This is a genomic window from Photobacterium sp. GB-210 (assembly GCF_003026075.1).
Lineage (GTDB): Bacteria > Pseudomonadota > Gammaproteobacteria > Enterobacterales > Vibrionaceae > Photobacterium.
This window is the reverse complement of the sequence record NZ_PYNU01000008.1, coordinates 35,025-54,148: the sequence shown is the minus strand read 5'-3', so window position 1 is coordinate 54,148 and position 19,124 is coordinate 35,025. Positions and strand designations below refer to the sequence as shown.

The window sequence follows — 19,124 nt, the reverse complement described above, 5'->3', positions numbered from 1 at the left end:
GGATGGTCGGTATTGTTCATTAAAATCTCCAAGAAGAATGTATCGCTTGCTGCGACGCCAGTATCTTACGTTAATAAATCTGAACAGCAACTGATTAAACTAATGATATAAAATTTCAATGAGTTATATGTGATTATGTATTTAACAATAAAAAAAGCCGAACGTTAACGTTCGGCTTTTTATTTCGTAGTGAGTAATACTTATTTAATACGTGCGTGAAGCTCTTGAATTGAAGACACTGTATTGCGGTCATCCGCAGTATGCGCCATACATGTTGCAAATCCCGCATTTAGAGTTGTAGTGTAGTTAACTTTTTCAGCTAGCGCACCACGACGAAGTACTTTTGAATCTTCAATCGCTTGACGACCCGATGCAGTATTTACAATGTAGGTGTATTCATTATTCTTGATACGGTCAAGAATATGAGGACGACCTTCATGAACTTTGTTCACTAGACGTGGGTTAATACCCGCTTCACCAAGAATAACTGCTGTACCGTGTGTTGCATCTAATTGGTAGCCAAGCTTAATTAGCTTAGAAGCTAAATCAACCACACGTTGCTTATCACCTTCACGAACAGATAATAGCGCACGACCACCTTCAGGGTATTCTTTACCACAACCTAATTCAGCTTTAGCGAATGCTTCTGCAAACGTATTACCGATACCCATAACTTCACCTGTTGAGCGCATTTCAGGGCCTAACAGTGGATCAACACCTGGGAACTTGTTAAACGGTAGGACGACTTCTTTCACTGAATAATACGGTGGAATAATTTCCTTGGTAAAACCTTGTGATTCAAGTGATTGACCAGCCATTACACGCGCTGCAATTTTCGCCAGCGGTGCACCTGTCGCTTTAGATACGAACGGTACGGTACGTGCAGCACGAGGGTTAACCTCGATAAGGTACACTTCGTTATCTTTTACGGCGAACTGGGTATTCATTAATCCACGAACACCTAATTCAAACGCTAGGTTCTTCACCTGCTCACGCATCACATCTTGGATTTCTTGACTTAGGGTATAAGCAGGCAGTGAACATGCAGAATCACCTGAGTGAACACCCGCTTGCTCGATATGCTCCATGATACCGCCAATCACCACTTGCTCACCGTCGCAAATTGCATCAACGTCTACTTCCACCGCATCATCTAAGAAACGATCGAGTAGTACAGGTGATTCATTTGAAACACTTACCGCTTCATTGAAGTAGCGACGTAGATCTTGCTCGTCGTAAACAATTTCCATTGCTCGACCGCCAAGTACATACGATGGACGTACCACTAATGGGTAACCAATGTCACGCGACTTCTCAATCGCTTGCTCCATCGTTGTTACCGTTGCATTTTCTGGTTGCAGTAAACCTAAACGGTCAACGGCTTGTTGGAAACGCTCACGATCTTCTGCGCGGTCAATCGCATCTGGACTTGTACCGATAATTGGCACACCTGCCGCTTCTAGTGCACGAGCGAGTTTCAGTGGTGTTTGACCGCCATACTGAACAATCACACCTTTTGGCTTTTCAACACGTGCGATAGCCAGTACATCTTCAAGTGTTACAGGTTCGAAGTACAGACGATCTGATGTGTCATAGTCAGTTGATACAGTCTCTGGGTTACAGTTAACCATGATAGTTTCATAACCATCTTCACGTAGCGCCAGTGATGCATGAACACAACAGTAGTCAAACTCGATACCTTGACCGATACGGTTTGGACCACCGCCCAGTACCATGATTTTGTCTTTGTCCGTTGGATTTGCTTCACACTCTTCATCGTATGATGAGTACATGTAAGCAGTATCTGATGAGAATTCAGCGGCACACGTATCTACACGCTTGTAGACAGGATGAATGTCAAACTGATCACGTAGTTTACGAATTTCGCCTTCGCTAACACCCAATAATTTAGCAAGACGTGCATCTGCAAAACCTTTGCGCTTAAGCTTACGTAATACGTCAGCATTAAGACCTGCAAAACCGCCAGCTTTCACTTGCTCTTCAAGTTTGATGATTTCTTCAATTTGAACCAAGAACCAACGGTCAATGTTAGTTAGATTGAAGATACCGTCAACCGACATACCCGCACGGAAAGCATCACCGATGTACCAAATACGCTCAGCACCTGCTTCTTTCAGTTCATGTCGGATCTTGCTCATCGCATTTGGATCATCAAGATCAACCATTTCATCAAAGCCGTTCGCGCCAACTTCTAGGCCACGTAGTGCTTTATGTAATGATTCTTGTTGGTTACGGCCAATCGCCATAACCTCACCTACCGACTTCATTTGTGTCGTTAAGCGATCGTTAGCGCCAGCAAATTTCTCGAAGTTAAAGCGAGGAATTTTCGTTACTACGTAATCAATAGTTGGTTCAAATGATGCCGGTGTTGCGCCGCCTGTGATGTCATTCATCAGTTCATCAAGGGTGAAACCAATCGCCAGTTTTGCCGCGATTTTTGCAATCGGGAAACCTGTTGCTTTTGATGCTAATGCCGATGAACGAGATACACGTGGGTTCATCTCGATGATAACCATACGGCCATCTTTCGGGTTAATACCAAACTGGACGTTTGAACCACCGGTTTCAACACCAATTTCGCGCAGTACTGCAAGCGATGCATTACGCATTAATTGGTATTCTTTATCTGTTAGTGTTTGCGCAGGTGCGACTGTGATTGAGTCACCGGTGTGAATACCCATTGGGTCGAAGTTTTCAATTGCACACACAATGATACAGTTGTCGTTCTTATCACGAACCACTTCCATCTCATATTCTTTCCAACCAATCAGTGATTCATCAATCAATAATTCATTGGTTGGTGATAGGTCGATACCGCGCGAACAAATTTCTTCAAATTCTTCTTTGTTGTATGCAATACCGCCACCTGTACCACCCATAGTAAATGACGGGCGAATAATACAAGGGAAGCCAACCATTTCGAGAACTTTGTAAGCTTCTTCCATCGTTGTTGCAGTATCAGCACGAGGACACTCAAGGCCGATGGCTTTCATTGCTTTGTCAAAACGAGAACGGTTTTCAGCTTTATCAATTGCATCCGCTGTTGCACCGATCATTTCAACATTGAATTCTTCTAATACGCCATATTTTTCAAGATCTAACGCACAGTTAAGTGCGGTTTGACCACCCATGGTTGGTAGTACCGCATCAGGGCGCTCTTTAGCAATGATATTACGTACCACTTCCCAGTGAATTGGCTCTATGTAAGTTGCATCAGCCATTTCAGGATCAGTCATGATAGTCGCAGGGTTAGAGTTTACCAGAATAACGCGGTAACCCTCTTCACGAAGTGCTTTACAAGCTTGTGCACCAGAGTAATCGAACTCACAGGCCTGACCGATAACGATCGGTCCAGCACCTAGAATTAGTACACTTTTTATATCAGTACGTTTTGGCATTTCTTACTACTCCCGGCTTAGGCGCTGTGTTTCTTAATTAATTCGATAAAGTGATCAAATAATGGTGCTGCATCATGTGGACCAGGGCTCGCTTCTGGGTGGCCTTGGAAACTGAATGCAGGCTTGTCGGTACGATGAATACCTTGTAGCGAGCCATCAAACAGGGATTTGTGTGTCGCACGTAAATTTTCAGGTAACGTTGCTTCGTCAGCAGCAAAACCGTGGTTCTGGCTGGTGATCATCACAACATCACGATCTAAATCTTTAACAGGGTGGTTAGCACCATGGTGGCCAAACTTCATTTTTACTGTTTTTGCACCACTTGCTAAGGCAAGAATTTGGTGACCTAAACAAATACCAAAGATTGGAATATTTTTATCGAGGAATGTTTTGGTTGCTTCAATCGCGTAAGTACATGGCTCTGGGTCACCAGGACCATTTGATAAGAATACGCCATCTGGATTTAACGCAAGCACGTCTTCTGCTGACGTTTGTGCAGGCACAACTGTTAAGCGACAACCACGGTCAACCAACATACGTAAAATATTACGTTTAGCACCAAAATCATAAGCGACTACATGGTAAGGCAGTTCTTTATCTTCTTGTGCTTCTGGTAAACCATTCTCTAATGTCCAAGAACCTTGCTTCCAGCTGTAAGTTTCGCTTGTTGTCACTTCTTTCGCTAAATCCATGCCTTTCAGACCAGGAAACGCTTTCGCTTGTTCAAGTGCAAAACCTTCATCGATATTGTTACCTGCAACGATACAACCGTTCTGCGCACCTTTTTCACGAAGAATACGGGTTAGCTTGCGAGTATCGATATCAGCGATACCAACGATGTTTTGTGATTTTAGATAGTCAGAAAGAGATTGTTCAGAGCGGAAGTTTGAAGCGATAAGAGGAAGATCACGAATAACCAAACCTTGTGCATGAATTGCCGTGGATTCTTCGTCTTCGGTATTAGTACCGGTATTGCCAATGTGGGGATAAGTAAGGGTAACGATCTGTTGTGAGTAGGAAGGGTCAGTGAGAATTTCCTGATACCCCGTCATCGAAGTATTAAAAACGACTTCACCAACGGCCGAACCATCTGCTCCAATGGACACGCCGCGGAACACAGTCCCATCTTCAAGGACTAATAGCGCAGATTTGCTCAAGACAACCTCCAATTAAATAAAAATGCAATTAAAACAGATAAACTTGCAATTACCCATTCCTTTTCATATCAAAAACCACGTCTTACTGATTTTTGACAAATTGCGCAAATTCTATTGATCTGTTAGCAATCTGTCAACATAAGAGCAGAAATAAATTCAACAAATAACTATCTCAACACAATTAAGTATCCAAAATGCTAAAATAACATGTTTAGTCGTATTTTTTAGTATCAACATCAAATCAAATGAGAACGCAACCGTTTGCAATCAAAACCAAACCATTAACAAATACAAACACCCATCAAAAAAGCCAAAAATGATAACTAAGCAAACACAAATAACCATCTAACAAAAAAAACACGACCAACCATCTATTTTACACAGTAAATAAACCCAGCTCAGTGCGATATTTAACCACCTCAAAAATATACTGATATAACACGAATAAATTCATCTCTATTTGTATTTACAATATTTATTCTCACTTTATTCAGATATAAAAAAACCTGCTTATTAGCAGGTTTTTGTCTCGATTATAATGAATCAAGCCCTAAGACATCTTCCATAGTATAAAAACCAGGCGATTTATCATTGAGCCATACCGCCGCTCTCACCGCACCATTGGCAAATGTCATTCTGTCTGTCGCTTTATGAGTGATCTCCACACGCTCACCGATATCTGCAAACATGGCGGTGTGTTCACCTACTATGTCACCAGCACGAATCGTAGCAAAACCAATCTCATCACGAGTACGCTCACCCGTGATCCCCTCTCGAGCATAAACTGCAACATCACTTAATTTATTGCCCATCGCGCCCGCAATCGCTTCTCCCATCCCAATTGCTGTTCCTGATGGTGCATCCACTTTATGACGATGGTGCGCTTCGATAATTTCAATATCGCAGTAATCGCCCATCACTTTGGCAGCTTTTTCTAACAATTTGAAAACCAGATTAACCCCTACACTATAGTTAGGCGCCATCACGATAGAAATATCACGAGCAGCAAGATCAATTAACTCTCGCTCTTGCTCTGTAAAGCCGGTTGTACCAATTACAATTTTTTTATTATGTTGCTGACAAAACTCAATATTCGCCAATGTTGCGACAGGTGCAGTAAAGTCAATTAACACATCAAAATCATCAAGAGCCTGGTTAAGATCATCAACAATGATCACATTGGCAACACCCGTTCCTGCTAACTCACCAGCATCAGCACCTACTAATGTAGAACCTGCACGCTCAGTCGCGGCACCTAATTCTGCTTTTTCTGATAGTTGTGTTGCTTTTAATAGCTGACGCCCCATTCGGCCAGCAGCTCCGGCTATCGCAATTCTTACCATTGCGTGCTTCTCCCTTGATGAATATATAATTATCTCAATACTGTAGCGGTTTTACAGACGATAAAAAAGCCCCAGCTTTCACTGAGGCTTATTCTGTACAAATCAATATGCTATTAGATATTCTTTACTTGTAACTCTTTAGGTACTTCAAAGAACATGTTTTCTTCACGACCTGAAAGCTCTTCCACTTCAGAGCCTGTTAACTTTTTGATCTGCTCGATAATTTGATTAACGAGTTCTTCTGGCGCTGAAGCCCCCGCAGTCACTCCAACCTTGGTTTTATTTTCAAACCAGCTAGCTTGTATATCTTCAACACAATCGGTTAAATAACCCGGTGTTCCAAGCTTTTCAGCTAACTCACGTAAACGGTTAGAGTTGGAAGAATTTTTTGAGCCAACCACAATCATTACATCAACCATTTCAGCCATTTCACGCACAGCATCTTGGCGGTTCTGAGTCGCGTAACAAATATCATCTTTACGTGGCCCTTGGATTTTTGGAAACACTTGGCGCAAGCGATCAATGACATCTGCCGTTTCATCCACAGATAATGTCGTCTGGCTAACATAGTGAAGATTAGTTGGATCTTTAACGATGGAGGTCAGCTTATCGACATCCTCCGGTTTTTCAACAAGGTACATACCACCATCTTGATTAGCATATTGCCCCATTGTACCTTCGACTTCGGGATGTCCTGCGTGTCCAATCAGCACCACTTCCATCGCTTTTCGACTAGCACGAGCCACTTCCATATGTACCTTTGTCACCAATGGACACGTTGCATCAAACACGGTTAATTGACGTTGCTTAGATTCATTACGCACCGCTTGAGAGACACCGTGAGCTGAAAATATAACGATATTGTCATCAGGCACTTCGCTAAGCTCTTCAACAAAAATCGCCCCTCGCTGCTTTAGCCCTTCAACAACAAAACGGTTATGTACGACTTCGTGGCGAACATAAATAGGCGGTTGGTACATTTCCAACGCACGCTCGACAATGCTGATCGCACGATCAACACCAGCACAAAAACCTCGTGGATTTGCGAGTAAGATTTTCATCAACAATTGCTCTTAACTTTCAATGGAGACAACCTCCACCTCAAAGGTGACAGCTTGCCCTGCAAGTGGATGATTGAAATCAACAGTAACAGAGTCACCCACAACGGCTGTAATTATTCCGGGAATATCATGTCCATCGGGACCTGCAAAGGCGATAATGTTGCCCACTTCAGCAGGAGCATCAGCACCAAATTTAGCTAAATCAAGATGGTGGATATTATCGGGGTTAGGTAAACCAAATGCATCTTCTGGCGATAGTTCAAATGTACCTTTTTCACCAATAGTTAACCCTAATAAACACTTTTCAAAATTGTCAGTTAAACTGCCATCTCCCATGCGAAACATTGCAGGTTTACCTGCGGCATAAGTAGATTCAGCAACCGATCCATCATCAAGTTTAATGGCAAAATGCATCAGCACTTCGCTGTTATCTTTAATCACCGACATAGCACATCCTTTTGTATGATCGCTTATTGATCTAACAACAAGTCGCTCATTTTATTTTAATGTTCCCATTTAACAATAAACCATCGTGCGTATCAACGGACAGGCACTAAGGTTTTACATTTGTACCACTTGATTTGTTAAATCAAGAATAAGACGTCAATATGCACAGATAAAAAAACGCAGCTCATAAAATGAACTGCGTTTAATATTGACGTGTTATTAATACCAGTTAAAGGTAACTAATTACGACTTAGCTTGCTTGTCTGATTTAAAACCATCAAGTATCAACAAAGCCGCACCGACACATATTGCACTATCAGCAATATTAAATGCAGGCCAATGGTAGCTACCATAGTAAAGGTCTAGAAAATCAACCACAAAACCATGATAGATACGATCAAATAAGTTACCTAATGCGCCACCAATAATTAATGCATAAGCAATATTAGCGATTTTATTTGTCGCAGGTGTACGACGCATCCAGTACATTAATAAGCCACAAACACCAAAGGCAATAGCTGCAAATAACCAACGCTGCCAACCACTTGCGTCACTTAAAAAACTAAACGCTGCACCGGTATTGTGCACATAAAGTAAATTAAAAAACGGCAGTACTTCGATCCGGTTTGGCCAGCCATAGCCCATCGTGTCCATCACTAACAGTTTGGTACCATTATCGATGATAAATACCAGAACCGCTAACCATAGCCAACGGATGCCAGATTGTTTAACTGTTAGCGATTGCTTCAGTGCTGTACTTGTCATTATGCAAACTTTCTCTTTTCGCCTTCGCCATCGATGTTAGTTGCACAGCGACCACAAATTTCTTCATGACCTGCAATTGTGCCAACATCAGCAACATGGTGCCAACAACGCTCACACTTCGCTGCTTCAGATGCTTTAACCGTTACGAATAAACCTTCAATATCGGTTTCTTGCGCATTTTCAGGCTTACTATCAGCAACAACAACTTGAGCTTTAGATGTTAATAGAACAAAACGTAGTTCGTCTTCTAACTTATTCAGCTTCTCAGCCAATTTAGCATTAGCAGAAAGAATAACCTCAGCCTGTAGTGAGCCACCGATCACTTTTTCACTACGCGCCGTTTCAAGTAACTTGTTCACCGCGCCACGAACTTGTTGGATTTCAGCCCAGAATTCATTGCTTAGCTCTTCGTTATCAGCAAGACCAAATAGACCATCGAACCACTCACCAGTAAACACGAACTTGTCACGCTGACCTGGCATTTCGTTCCAAATTTCATCTGCTGTGAATGACATGATAGGTGCCATCCAACGAACTAATGCCTCTACAATGTAGTAAAGCGCAGTCTGACAGCTACGTTGAGCATGGCTTCCACGTTTTGCTGTGTATTGACGATCTTTGATTACATCTAAGTAGAATGAACCCATCTCAATAGAACAGAACTGCATTAAGCGTTGTGTTACTGCGTGTAGGTTGTAATCTTCGTAATCTTTGATAATTTCTTCTTGAGCTGCCATTGCACGGCCAACAGCCCAACGATCAAGAGCTACCATTTCTTCAGCTGGAACACAGTCAGTTTCAGGGTTGAAACCGCTTAAATTAGCTAAGAAGAAACGTGCCGTGTTACGAATACGACGGTAAGCATCGGCAGAGCGCTTTAAGATCTCATCAGATACAGCCACTTCGCCAGTGTAATCAGTCGAAGCAACCCATAGACGTAAAATATCAGCACCAAGCTTATTCGTGACATCTTTTGGTGCAACGACATTACCGATAGATTTAGACATCTTACGGCCTTGACCATCAACCACGAAGCCGTGAGTTAACACTTGCTTGTACGGTGCTTTATCTTTCATCGCTACCGATGAAATCAATGAAGACTGGAACCAACCGCGGTGTTGGTCTGAACCTTCAAGGTAAAGATCCGCTGAATGACCATTAAATTCTGGACGGCTATCAACCACTGAGAAATGCGTAACACCTGAGTCAAACCATACATCTAGTGTATCGAGTACTTTTTCGTAATTTGCGGCATCTTCTGCGCTCATTACATCAGTCAGTTCTAGATCCCACCAAGCTTGAATGCCTTTTTGCTCAACAAGCTGTGCTACTTTTTCAATTAGCTCAGAGGTTTGAGGGTGAAGTTCTTGCGTTTCTTTATGGATGAATAGTGCAATTGGCACGCCCCACGTACGCTGGCGCGAGATACACCACTCAGGACGACCTTCGATCATACCTTCAATACGGCTTTGACCCCACTCAGGCATCCATTGAACATTTTTGATTTCGCCCAATGCTTTCGTTCGTAGACCTGCTTTGTCCATAGAAATGAACCATTGCGGCGTAGCACGGAAGATAATTGGCGTTTTATGACGCCAGCAGTGTGGGTAGCTGTGTGTGATTTTTGAGAAATTCAATAGTGAGCCGTGCTCACGTAGTACTTCAACAACAGCTTCATTTGCTTTAAATACGTGTTGACCAGCAAAGATCTCAGTATCTGGTAGGTAAACACCATTACTGCCCACAGGGTTTGCAATTTCAAGATTGTATTTTTGACCTACCACGAAGTCTTCTTGACCGTGACCAGGAGCGGTATGTACACAACCTGTACCTGATTCAGTCGTTACGTGATCACCTAAAATTACTGGCACATCAAAGCTGTAGAATGGGTGGTTAAAGCGAAGTAGCTCAAGCTCTTCACCTTTACAGAAACCCAGGATTTCTGATTCTTCAAAACCAACACGACCCATTACATCTTTTACAAGCTCTGCCGCTACGATTAAACGTTGCGGCTGAGGATGTGCTTCTGTAACTGGTGTTTGTACTAATGCGTACTCAAGATCAGCACTTACAGCTACTGCGCGGTTAGCAGGCATTGTCCAAGGCGTTGTTGTCCAAATAACAATCGATACATCGCCTTGACCTTGATCAGCCACACAACCAAATTTAGCTAATACAGCCGCTTCATCTACCGCTTTAAATTTCACATCGATAGATAGCGATACTTTATCTTGGTATTCAACTTCAGCTTCAGCCAGTGCTGAACCACAGTCAGTACACCAGTGAACAGGTTTAAAACCCTTCAACAAGTGATCGTTATCTGCAATTTTACCTAATGCACGAATAATGTTGGCTTCGGTATCGAAGTCCATTGTGCGGTAAGGCTTGTCCCATTCACCTAGTACACCTAAACGAATGAAACTTTCTTTTTGACCATTAACTTGACCTGCAGCATATTCACGACACTTTTCACGGAATTCAGCTGCTGTCACTTTTTGACCCGGCTTACCCACTTTTTTCTCTACCATCAATTCGATAGGTAGACCGTGACAGTCCCAACCAGGGATATACGGTGAGTCAAAACCAGACAGAGTCTTTGACTTAATAATAATGTCTTTAAGAATCTTGTTTAGTGCGTGACCAATGTGAATATCACCGTTAGCGTATGGAGGGCCATCGTGTAATACGAAAGATTTTTTACCTTTCTTTGCTTTACGGATTTCACCGTAAAGATCTTCATCATACCAACGCTTAAGCATTGCAGGCTCACGCTGAGCTAGGTTGCCTCGCATCGGAAACCCTGTTTCAGGCAGGTTCAGGGTATCTTTATAGTCGCTCATTGATTCTAGATTCCGTTACTTGGGCGAAGTTGGACATTATTACGCTCAGACAGCCACACCCGTGCTGTTTGAGCATCTCGCTCGATTTGGCGTTTAAGCGCATCGAAGGATTCAAATTTCTTTTCGTCACGCAATTTATGGCGTAACACGACTTCTAGCTGATGTCCGTAGAGATCAGCATTAAAATCAAATAAGTGTACTTCAAGTTGTTGGCGTACACCTTTTACGGTTGGTCGATGACCAACATTAGCCACCCCCATCACAGGGCGACTATCTGCACCATACACTTCAACAGCATAAACACCAGCTACCGGCGCTACACGTCGCTTTAAAGGTATATTGGCGGTAGGGAAATTAATAGTTCGACCGAGCTTGCGTCCGTGTGAGACACGTCCGCGAATACTGTAAGGCCGACCAAGCATCATCTCCGCTTGTTCAAGTTCGTTATTTGCCAGTGCTTGACGAATGGCAGTGCTGCTTACACGCTGCTCCGAAACACAAAAGCTTTGGGTACTTACCACCTCAAAGCCATGTTTTAGACCAGCGGCAACTAACATATCAAAACTGCCACTACGACCTTGTCCAAAGCGAAAATCATCGCCAATAACAAGAAACTTAACACCCAATTGCTTAACCAACAAGCACTCAACGAAATCTTCAGCACTCATGGTAGCAAAATGATGATTAAAATTTACGCACAATAAACGATCGATACCGACCTTTTTTAGCTGTAAATATTTATCTCTAAAACGGGTTAAGCGTGCTGGCGCTTTATCTCCTGCGAACAATTCTAACGGCTGAGGCTCAAATGTCATTACCGTTGCGGAAAGTTGCATCGCATGGGCTTTAGCTACCACTTGACGTAGCAATGCTTGATGCCCTAAATGAACACCATCAAAGTTGCCGATAGTCAACACACAGCCATGATGCTGGGGTTGAATATTATGTATACCTCGAATTAATTCCATGTGCTCTGTTACTTACCACTCATCAATGTTTACACGCAAAAAGATGCAACCAATTAAAATCCGCCTTTAAGCTAATAACTCCGCCGCTATTGCTGCGAAAAATGTTCTCTTTCTACAATAAAGCTGGCGGATTATATACTACTCAACGCTTTCAATCAGCTATCTGTACGCAGATGTCGTGGGCGAATGCCTAAAATCATCGCAATTATTAGATAAACACCAATGCCTATTGCAATTAAACCAAACAACCAGCCGACACGTTCGAGCAAATGAAAACCCAACCACTGTTCAATTGTAGGGCTTAACCATAACAAGCTTGCCACCATTAAAACACCAGCCACAGCAAGTCGCAGAACAAAAAATAACGTTTGACGGCTAATGCGATAAATATTGCCAACATGCAGCCCACGGTATAGTAATGCAGCATTTAAAAATGCCGATAATACACTAGCGATAGATAAACCAACATAACCATAAAATGGTGCAAATATACCGTTAAACACCATATTGCTCACCATCGCAATAATGCCAATTTTCACCGGTGTTTTTGTATCTTGTCGTGCGTAATAACCTGGCGCGAAGATTTTTATTAGCATGTAATTTAATAAACCGGCAGATACAACCCATAGCGATGCTGCGGTTTGGTTTACATCATAAACGCTAAATTCCCCACGCATAAACATTACCATCAACATTGGTTTAGCCAGTGTGACCATCCCCAGCATGGCTGGAATACCAAGCAGTAGCACCATTCTTACGCCCCAGTCCATTGTCTGAGCAAATTGTTCTGGCGATTTATCAACGTGTTTACGTGAAAGCGCGGGTAATATTACCGTCGCTATTGCAATACCAAATAAACCCAGAGGAAATTCTAATAAACGATCAGAGTAATACAACCAACTGATTGAGCCCGTCATTAAGAAACTAGCAATGAAGGTATCAAGCAATAAGTTAATTTGGGTAACAGAAACACCAAACAGCGCTGGCAACATCAGTTTGCGAATTTTTGTCACACCCGGATCATTCCAACCCCATTTAGGGCGAACTAAATATCCTTCGCGATACAAAAATGGCAATTGGAAGCTAAACTGCACTAAGCCACCAACGAAAACACCGATAGCTAAACCAATCTCTGGTTGAGCCAGATGTGGAGAAACAAACCACGCACAACCAATAATAGAGATGTTTAAAAAAACAGGGGTAAATGACGATATCGCAAATTTACCTAACGTATTTAATATCGCGCCAGATAATGCAACAAAAGTAATAAACCACAAATACGGGAAAGTAATTTTTAGCAGTAAACTCGCTAGTTCAAATTTTTCCGCATCAGCCCCGCCATGTAGCCAATCCCAGAACCAACCAAATCCGAATAACGCCGTCACAGCGCCGGAGCCTAACACCCCAAACAATGTCACTATCGTTACAATGCCGCCTAGCGTTCCTGCCGCTTTTGCAATCAACTCTCGTGTTCGATCAACATCGCCTGCCGCATGATATTCAGTCAATACAGGTACAAATGCTTGCGAAAAAGCCCCTTCGGCAAAAAGGCGACGTAAAAAGTTGGGAATTTTATTTGCAAAGAAAAAAACATCGGCCGCAGCCCCTGCTCCCATAAGGTTAGCAACCACCACATCTCGGACTAAACCGAGTACGCGAGAGACCAAAGTCATGGCGCTAACTATCATTCCAGAGCGTAAAAGACGCTTACTCACAAAAAAACCTCATAAAAGATGACTCAGAAAGGTGACTTCTGATTCCAAATACTGGTAAAATCTGCCGCCATATTAACCGTGTTAATCCGCAAGTGCCAACTTGATTGGTCTGGCGGTTATTCGCACAAATCATTTGACAATTACAAAGAACCAAGGCATAGTCCTCGGCCTTAAATTGTCACCGTACCAAGATTTGGGAGTTACACCCTTGGCAAATATCAAATCTGCTAAGAAACGTGCACTAACTTCAGAAAAACGTCGCCAGCACAACGCTAGCCGTCGTTCTATGATGCGCACTTTCTTCAAGAAAGTAATTATCGCTATTGAAGCTGGTAATAAAGAAGCTGCAACACAAGCTTTCGCTGAAATGCAACCTGTTATGGATCGCATGGCTACTAAAGGCCTGATCCACAAAAACAAAGCTGCACGTCATAAAGCTCGTCTAGCTGCTAAAATCAAAGCTCTTTAATTTTTAATTTTTGAGTTTAGATTTAAAAAAACCGACCTCGAGTCGGTTTTTTTATACCTGAAATTTATATTCCTCTGACTCTCAGCTGCTATTTTTGTGGCACACTGTCTTCTCATTCTTATCTTCATTAAGAGCAAAACATGAAAAAAACGTTGTTACGAGGTTTGCTCAACGTCCTACCTTTAGTCTTGAGCATATGGCTATTTTGGTCATTATTTGAGTCATTAGACAAAGTCGGTAACTTTTTATTTGGTTTATTCCATATAACTGAGTTATTCAAAGGCGCAGGATTTTTATTGATCCTGACTTTATTATTTATTGCTGGTCTTCTTTTCTCTGTTAGCCCTATTGCTTGGCTGTATGATTTCATTATTCGACAATTAATGCGTTTTCCGTTCTTTAAAACGGTATACAGCAGCATCAATGACATTGCCTCACTCATCAGCAGCGATAATAAAAATAAAGGGCAGCAGACGGTTTTAGTGCATCAAGCCAATGATAGTTATGTAATCGGCTTTATTATGTCTGACGACATGCCAGAACCGCTCGCTAATGCGCTCCCTGAGGGGGATTGGGTTCCTGTATTATTCCCACTAAGCTATCAAATTGCTGGAGTGACAACCTTGGTTAAGCGTGAAGACTTGACACTTGTTGATTGGTCCTTCGAAGAAGCGATGCGCTACAATCTAACAGCGGGGATCTCTACACCCAAAGGAAAAAATGATAAAAACACCAAAGAAGAAACAGACACGCTTTCTGATAGCTGATAAATAAGCCCCTCATAAGCGCGCTATCCATCAGCCTGCAACTTTAGTAGCCTCATCAATGGGTATGAGGCTACTTAAACAAATAACCGACTAAAATCCGCCTCACAGATACGCGTGACCGATGGATGCATAATCATCCGTTCCGCAAAAATCACATAATACTCTTCTGAAATATCACTCACTCGTTTAACCTCATGCACTTGGCACGATTCCTTTAACTCATCAGCATAATTAGAGGGAGCAATAAACATAGATTGTTGATAAGATGAAAACGCTTTCATCAGAGCTGAATCATCAAATTCACCTAAAATATTAGGTGTGATCCCTTGTTGATCAAACCATTGGTGCAGTTTTCTCCCCATCGCAGAGCGGCGGCTTGGCACTAACAATTTATAATCTTCAATACATGCGGGAAACGTCGATTCTGATAGTTTATCTGAGCAGAAAAAGCTCATTCCAGACTCCCCTAATTTCTTGCTGTATAAACCAGGACTTTGGGTTGAATCTACGGGGCAATCAGAAAGGATCATATCGAGCTTATGCTGGGATAATTGTTCTAACAACATCTCATGGGTTGATTCAAAACAGCTAAAATGAATTCGCTGATCATCAGGCATGCCTTCTAATAACACTTGGCTAACTAACCGTTTAGACAACGCATCAGCAACACCCACTTCAAAAAGCTGATTATCTCGCTGGGTATAGTTGATCCGATCCAGCATTTGATAACTTAAATCAAACATTTTATCGGCATACTTAAACACCATTTGTCCTAATTCAGTTGGTTCAATCTGGCGTCCTACACGTTTAGTTAATCGCCCTTTTAAACGATCTTCTAAAGCACGGATCTGCCCTGTTACCGTTTGTGGCGCTAGAAATAAAGCATCCGCAGCTTTGGTCACTGAGCCCTGTTTACACACCATCCAAAAATAATATAAGTGATTATAATTTAAGTGAGACATACCCTTACCAACTCATAAAAAAACCCCAACGACAAAGCTTACGCAGTGCCACTGGGGTCTTCAATCTTTATCTTATTATTTCTAATAAACGCGTAATAGAAACCTATTAACTCGCAGGTTGACGATTAAATCGTTCAAGATTGCGATATAGCTCACCGCTTCGCTGCTCAAGTGCTCGATCTTGGAAAGATGATTTAGAGGTGATTACTTTTTTTACCTCTTCTTTCCCATCATTTAAACCTTGCAAATAAGCCTGACAAACCTCAGTTCTATCAGCCGTTGTACATTGTTGATAGTTCATAGCTGCAACACTTGAGGTTGCGAAAGTTGAAAACAGTATAGCTAATAGGTATTTATACATATTACGCCTCTACTTTTTGTGCTTCCTTTGGAAGAGAGCGACTCAGTAACACGTAACCCACAACTGCCGCTACTGTTGAGCCTAACAATATTCCTAATCGTGAGTAAGTTGCAAAACTTTCACCTGCCCCAACAAATGCTAATGATGAGATGAAAATCGACATCGTAAAGCCGATACCACACAGTACCGATACCGCAAAAATATGCTTAAAGTTAATATCATCAGGTAATTTCGCAAAACCACATTTCACAGCGATAATACATGCAGTAAAGATACCTAATGGTTTACCAATAAACAGACCTGCTGCGATACCTGCAGGTAACATTGCTGACAAACTTTCTAAAGACACGCCATCTAATGAGATCCCTGCATTAGCGAAAGCAAAGATAGGCAGAATCAAGAAAGCAACATACGGGTGTAGTACATGCTCTAAATGCTTCAATGGTGAGTGTTTATCTGAACGACCATCTTTGCCCGTTAGTGGAATAGTAAAACCAAGGATAACACCAGCTAACGTAGCGTGAACGCCTGATTGCAATACACTGAACCACAAAATAGCACCGACAATTAAGTACCAAGAAAGCTTAGTAACATTCTTCGCATTCATGATGAACAAGGTCGCAGTAGCAACAAAAGCAACCGCAAGAGCAACCGTTGATAGATCAGAGCTATAGAACAGCGCGATAATGATAATCACCCCTAAATCATCAATAATCGCAAGTGCAAGCAAGAATACTTTCAAGCTTACCGGTACACGATTACCCAGTAGTGCCATCACACCTAATGCAAATGCGATATCTGTCGCAGCAGGGATTGCCCAACCTTTAATAGCCATTGGATCATTATAGTTAAACGCAACATAAATTAATGCAGGTGCAACCATACCGCCCACTGCCGCAATAGCAGGGAAAATCGCTTTCTCTTTAGTATTTAGTGCTCCTTCAATTAGCTCACGCTTTACTTCTAAGCCAATAAGCAAAAAGAAAACAGCCATTAAACCATCATTGATCCAATGAGAAACAGATAAGCCAGCAACATAACTGTGCAATGTATCGGTATACACTGATGCTAGCGGTGAATTAGCAATGATCATCGCAATAAGCGCAGCAATAATCAGCACAATTCCACCAGCTGATTCTAATTTAAGAAACTTACGAATAGCATCGGTCATCGACCGTCACTCCTATAAAACAATATGAATTAATCAATTAAATGCAGTGTAAACGTCATTATCAGCACTTGTGAAATCGTTTGTTTAGATACAATAACTCGGAAATACCGAATAATTAGAGCTATAACAATATAATAACCGTGCTGTATTAACGAACCTTTGACATTAGCGCGCATTTCCCTGTCATGTGCTTCCCTATTAAATATAGGCAAACTGTCATAATTGACCGATTTTTACGACTTATCGTAAAAAAAGACAACCTTTCGATATACCATATAAAAAAAAAACTTAAATTTCCTTTTTCACCAAAAGCCTCTTAATAATCTATATATAACAGATAGTTAATTATATAAAAACAAAAATAAAATAGTGCCAGTTAATCGCTTGCCATCACAAAAAAGCGACAAATTATGTTTGTGACAATCAGTGTAATATTTCTGAAATAAAAGCCATCTACTATCCACACAGATTTCAACCAAATGACACCAAAACGACATACTATTGTCATGGAGAAATGATTATGACAACCCAAGCCACTACTGCTGTATCTAAGTTCAGCTCTATGCGTTGGGTCCGCTGGGCCAACCTAGCGTTCATGCTTTATCTTTTACTTGTTGCTGTATCCATGATCAGCAGCGGTTTTAAATGGTCTGTTGGCGAACAAGCTAAAACCTTATTCGAATTTGCCTCTCACCCTGTAGCAGGACTCATGATTGGCTTAATCGCAACAGCATTAATTCAGTCATCAAGTACGGTAACGTCAATCATTGTTGGTCTTGTTGCCGGTGGTTTGCCTGTTGAAACAGCAATCCCAATGGTAATGGGTGCAAATATTGGTACTACACTAACTAATACGTTAGTGAGCTTAGGACATGCGCGTTGTAAGGATGAATTCCGTCGTGCTTTTGCCAGTGCAACCGTCCATGATTTCTTCAACCTACTAGCTGTAGCAATTTTCTTGCCACTAGAGATGATGTTTGGTCTGCTAGATAAAATGTCTAGTTGGTTAGTGTCTCCATTCTTAAATGCTGGCGATATGAGCATGAAGGGAATGGACTTTATGAAGCCATTAACTAAACCTGCAGTAGAGCTAGTAAAAGGTCCTCTAGAAGCATTTGGTTCTATGGGTGGTGTCGCGCTTAGTTTCATTGGTATCGCATTAATCTTCTTCGCGATTACGGTTATGGGTAAGCTAATGCGTAGCCTAATGGTTGGTCGTGCTCGTGATATTCTAAAAAGTGCAATTGGTCGAGGCCCACTGCATGGTATTGCGTCAGGTACAGCAGTAACGATTTTAGTGCAATCGTCATCAACAACAACAAGTTTGATGGTACCGCTAGTAGGTACAGGTGTACTAAAAGTACGTGATGTATACCCATTCACGCTTGGTGCAAACATCGGTACATGTATTACTGCACTATTAGCAGCAACAGCAGTATCAGGTGATAACGCAGTATTTGCATTACAGATTGCACTGGTACACTTATGTTTCAATGTAATGGCAACAGTACTGATTTACGGTGTTCCATTCTTACGTGAAATTCCGTTAAAGTGCGCATTCTTCTTAAGTGACTTAGCAACCAAAAACAAAGTAGCTGTCGCAGGTTACCTTGTCTTAATATTCATTGCTATCCCAGGTACAATTTTAGCATTAACCGCTTAATTAATACTGCGCAACA

The 19,124-nt window shown here is 41.8% G+C and carries 15 protein-coding genes; 3 read left to right on the top strand and 12 right to left on the bottom strand.

The genetic code is table 11. From position 1 onward, the window contains the following. Positions 1-200: 200 nt before the first annotated feature. From carB to murJ, 9 genes are all read right to left on the bottom strand, one after another. The gene (carB, locus tag C9J38_RS11790; protein ID WP_107207273.1) at positions 201-3,419 is read right to left on the bottom strand and encodes a carbamoyl-phosphate synthase large subunit; all 3,219 of its coding nucleotides are present in this window, start codon (positions 3,417-3,419) and stop codon (positions 201-203) included. A 17-nt stretch (positions 3,420-3,436) separates the two neighbouring features. Further along, positions 3,437-4,576, bottom strand: coding sequence for a glutamine-hydrolyzing carbamoyl-phosphate synthase small subunit (carA, locus tag C9J38_RS11785; RefSeq protein ID WP_006646195.1), 1,140 nt, complete (start codon positions 4,574-4,576; stop codon positions 3,437-3,439). Positions 4,577-5,109: 533 nt separating this feature from the next. Continuing rightward, entirely contained in the window at positions 5,110-5,919 is an 810-nt protein-coding gene (gene dapB, locus C9J38_RS11780; RefSeq protein WP_107207272.1) for a 4-hydroxy-tetrahydrodipicolinate reductase, read from the bottom strand. Between the two features lie 113 nt (positions 5,920-6,032). Further along, positions 6,033-6,980 (bottom strand): 4-hydroxy-3-methylbut-2-enyl diphosphate reductase, encoded by a 948-nt coding sequence (gene ispH / locus C9J38_RS11775; protein ID WP_107207271.1) that lies wholly within the window; start codon positions 6,978-6,980, stop codon positions 6,033-6,035. A 12-nt stretch (positions 6,981-6,992) separates the two neighbouring features. Continuing rightward, complete coding sequence (gene fkpB / locus C9J38_RS11770; RefSeq protein ID WP_045083744.1) at positions 6,993-7,427, bottom strand: FKBP-type peptidyl-prolyl cis-trans isomerase; 435 nt, start codon at positions 7,425-7,427, stop codon at positions 6,993-6,995. 243 nt (positions 7,428-7,670) lie between these two features. Continuing rightward, the gene (gene lspA / locus C9J38_RS11765) at positions 7,671-8,192 is read right to left on the bottom strand and encodes a signal peptidase II (protein ID WP_107207270.1); all 522 of its coding nucleotides are present in this window, start codon (positions 8,190-8,192) and stop codon (positions 7,671-7,673) included. After that, positions 8,192-11,032 (bottom strand): isoleucine--tRNA ligase, encoded by a 2,841-nt coding sequence (gene ileS, locus C9J38_RS11760; protein ID WP_107207269.1) that lies wholly within the window; start codon positions 11,030-11,032, stop codon positions 8,192-8,194. Before ileS ends, lspA begins: the two co-directional genes overlap by 1 nt. A gap of 5 nt (positions 11,033-11,037) precedes the next feature. Beyond that, positions 11,038-12,000: a bifunctional riboflavin kinase/FAD synthetase gene (gene ribF, locus C9J38_RS11755; RefSeq protein WP_105059524.1), complete on the bottom strand. Its 963-nt coding sequence runs from the start codon at positions 11,998-12,000 to the stop codon at positions 11,038-11,040. Positions 12,001-12,155: 155 nt separating this feature from the next. Beyond that, entirely contained in the window at positions 12,156-13,715 is a 1,560-nt protein-coding gene (gene murJ / locus C9J38_RS11750; RefSeq protein ID WP_107207268.1) for a murein biosynthesis integral membrane protein MurJ, read from the bottom strand. 208 nt (positions 13,716-13,923) lie between these two features. On the opposite strand from murJ, the gene rpsT reads away from it, so the two are divergent. Together rpsT and C9J38_RS11740 are read left to right on the top strand one after the other, a co-directional pair. Further along, positions 13,924-14,184: a 30S ribosomal protein S20 gene (rpsT, locus tag C9J38_RS11745; RefSeq protein ID WP_087845855.1), complete on the top strand. Its 261-nt coding sequence runs from the start codon at positions 13,924-13,926 to the stop codon at positions 14,182-14,184. 140 nt (positions 14,185-14,324) lie between these two features. Then, positions 14,325-14,951, top strand: coding sequence for a DUF502 domain-containing protein (locus C9J38_RS11740; protein ID WP_107207267.1), 627 nt, complete (start codon positions 14,325-14,327; stop codon positions 14,949-14,951). A 74-nt stretch (positions 14,952-15,025) separates the two neighbouring features. Here the strand turns inward: C9J38_RS11740 and nhaR are convergent, their stop codons facing one another. The 3 genes from nhaR to nhaA form a co-directional block, all read right to left on the bottom strand. Continuing rightward, complete coding sequence (nhaR, locus tag C9J38_RS11735) at positions 15,026-15,913, bottom strand: transcriptional activator NhaR (RefSeq protein ID WP_107207266.1); 888 nt, start codon at positions 15,911-15,913, stop codon at positions 15,026-15,028. A gap of 106 nt (positions 15,914-16,019) precedes the next feature. Then, positions 16,020-16,274: a hypothetical protein gene (locus C9J38_RS11730; protein WP_107207265.1), complete on the bottom strand. Its 255-nt coding sequence runs from the start codon at positions 16,272-16,274 to the stop codon at positions 16,020-16,022. 1 nt (position 16,275) lies between these two features. Beyond that, the gene (nhaA, locus tag C9J38_RS11725; RefSeq protein WP_107207264.1) at positions 16,276-17,445 is read right to left on the bottom strand and encodes a Na+/H+ antiporter NhaA; all 1,170 of its coding nucleotides are present in this window, start codon (positions 17,443-17,445) and stop codon (positions 16,276-16,278) included. A gap of 520 nt (positions 17,446-17,965) precedes the next feature. Here nhaA and C9J38_RS11720 point away from each other — a divergent pair. After that, positions 17,966-19,108 carry a Na/Pi symporter gene (locus C9J38_RS11720; protein ID WP_107207263.1) on the top strand — a complete coding sequence of 381 codons (1,143 nt, stop codon included), beginning with the start codon at positions 17,966-17,968 and terminating at the stop codon, positions 19,106-19,108. Positions 19,109-19,124: the final 16 nt, after the last annotated feature.

Coding starts and splice junctions, on each gene's coding strand:
- C9J38_RS11730 (WP_107207265.1), bottom strand. CDS start 16,274: ATGTATAAATACCTATTAGCTATACTGTTTTCAACTTTCGCAACCTCA.
- dapB (WP_107207272.1), bottom strand. CDS start 5,919: ATGGTAAGAATTGCGATAGCCGGAGCTGCTGGCCGAATGGGGCGTCAG.
- ispH (WP_107207271.1), bottom strand. CDS start 6,980: ATGAAAATCTTACTCGCAAATCCACGAGGTTTTTGTGCTGGTGTTGAT.
- nhaR (WP_107207266.1), bottom strand. CDS start 15,913: ATGTCTCACTTAAATTATAATCACTTATATTATTTTTGGATGGTGTGT.
- C9J38_RS11740 (WP_107207267.1), top strand. CDS start 14,325: ATGAAAAAAACGTTGTTACGAGGTTTGCTCAACGTCCTACCTTTAGTC.
- nhaA (WP_107207264.1), bottom strand. CDS start 17,445: ATGACCGATGCTATTCGTAAGTTTCTTAAATTAGAATCAGCTGGTGGA.
- ribF (WP_105059524.1), bottom strand. CDS start 12,000: ATGGAATTAATTCGAGGTATACATAATATTCAACCCCAGCATCATGGC.
- lspA (WP_107207270.1), bottom strand. CDS start 8,192: ATGACAAGTACAGCACTGAAGCAATCGCTAACAGTTAAACAATCTGGC.
- fkpB (WP_045083744.1), bottom strand. CDS start 7,427: ATGTCGGTGATTAAAGATAACAGCGAAGTGCTGATGCATTTTGCCATT.
- ileS (WP_107207269.1), bottom strand. CDS start 11,032: ATGAGCGACTATAAAGATACCCTGAACCTGCCTGAAACAGGGTTTCCG.
- C9J38_RS11720 (WP_107207263.1), top strand. CDS start 17,966: ATGACAACCCAAGCCACTACTGCTGTATCTAAGTTCAGCTCTATGCGT.
- carB (WP_107207273.1), bottom strand. CDS start 3,419: ATGCCAAAACGTACTGATATAAAAAGTGTACTAATTCTAGGTGCTGGA.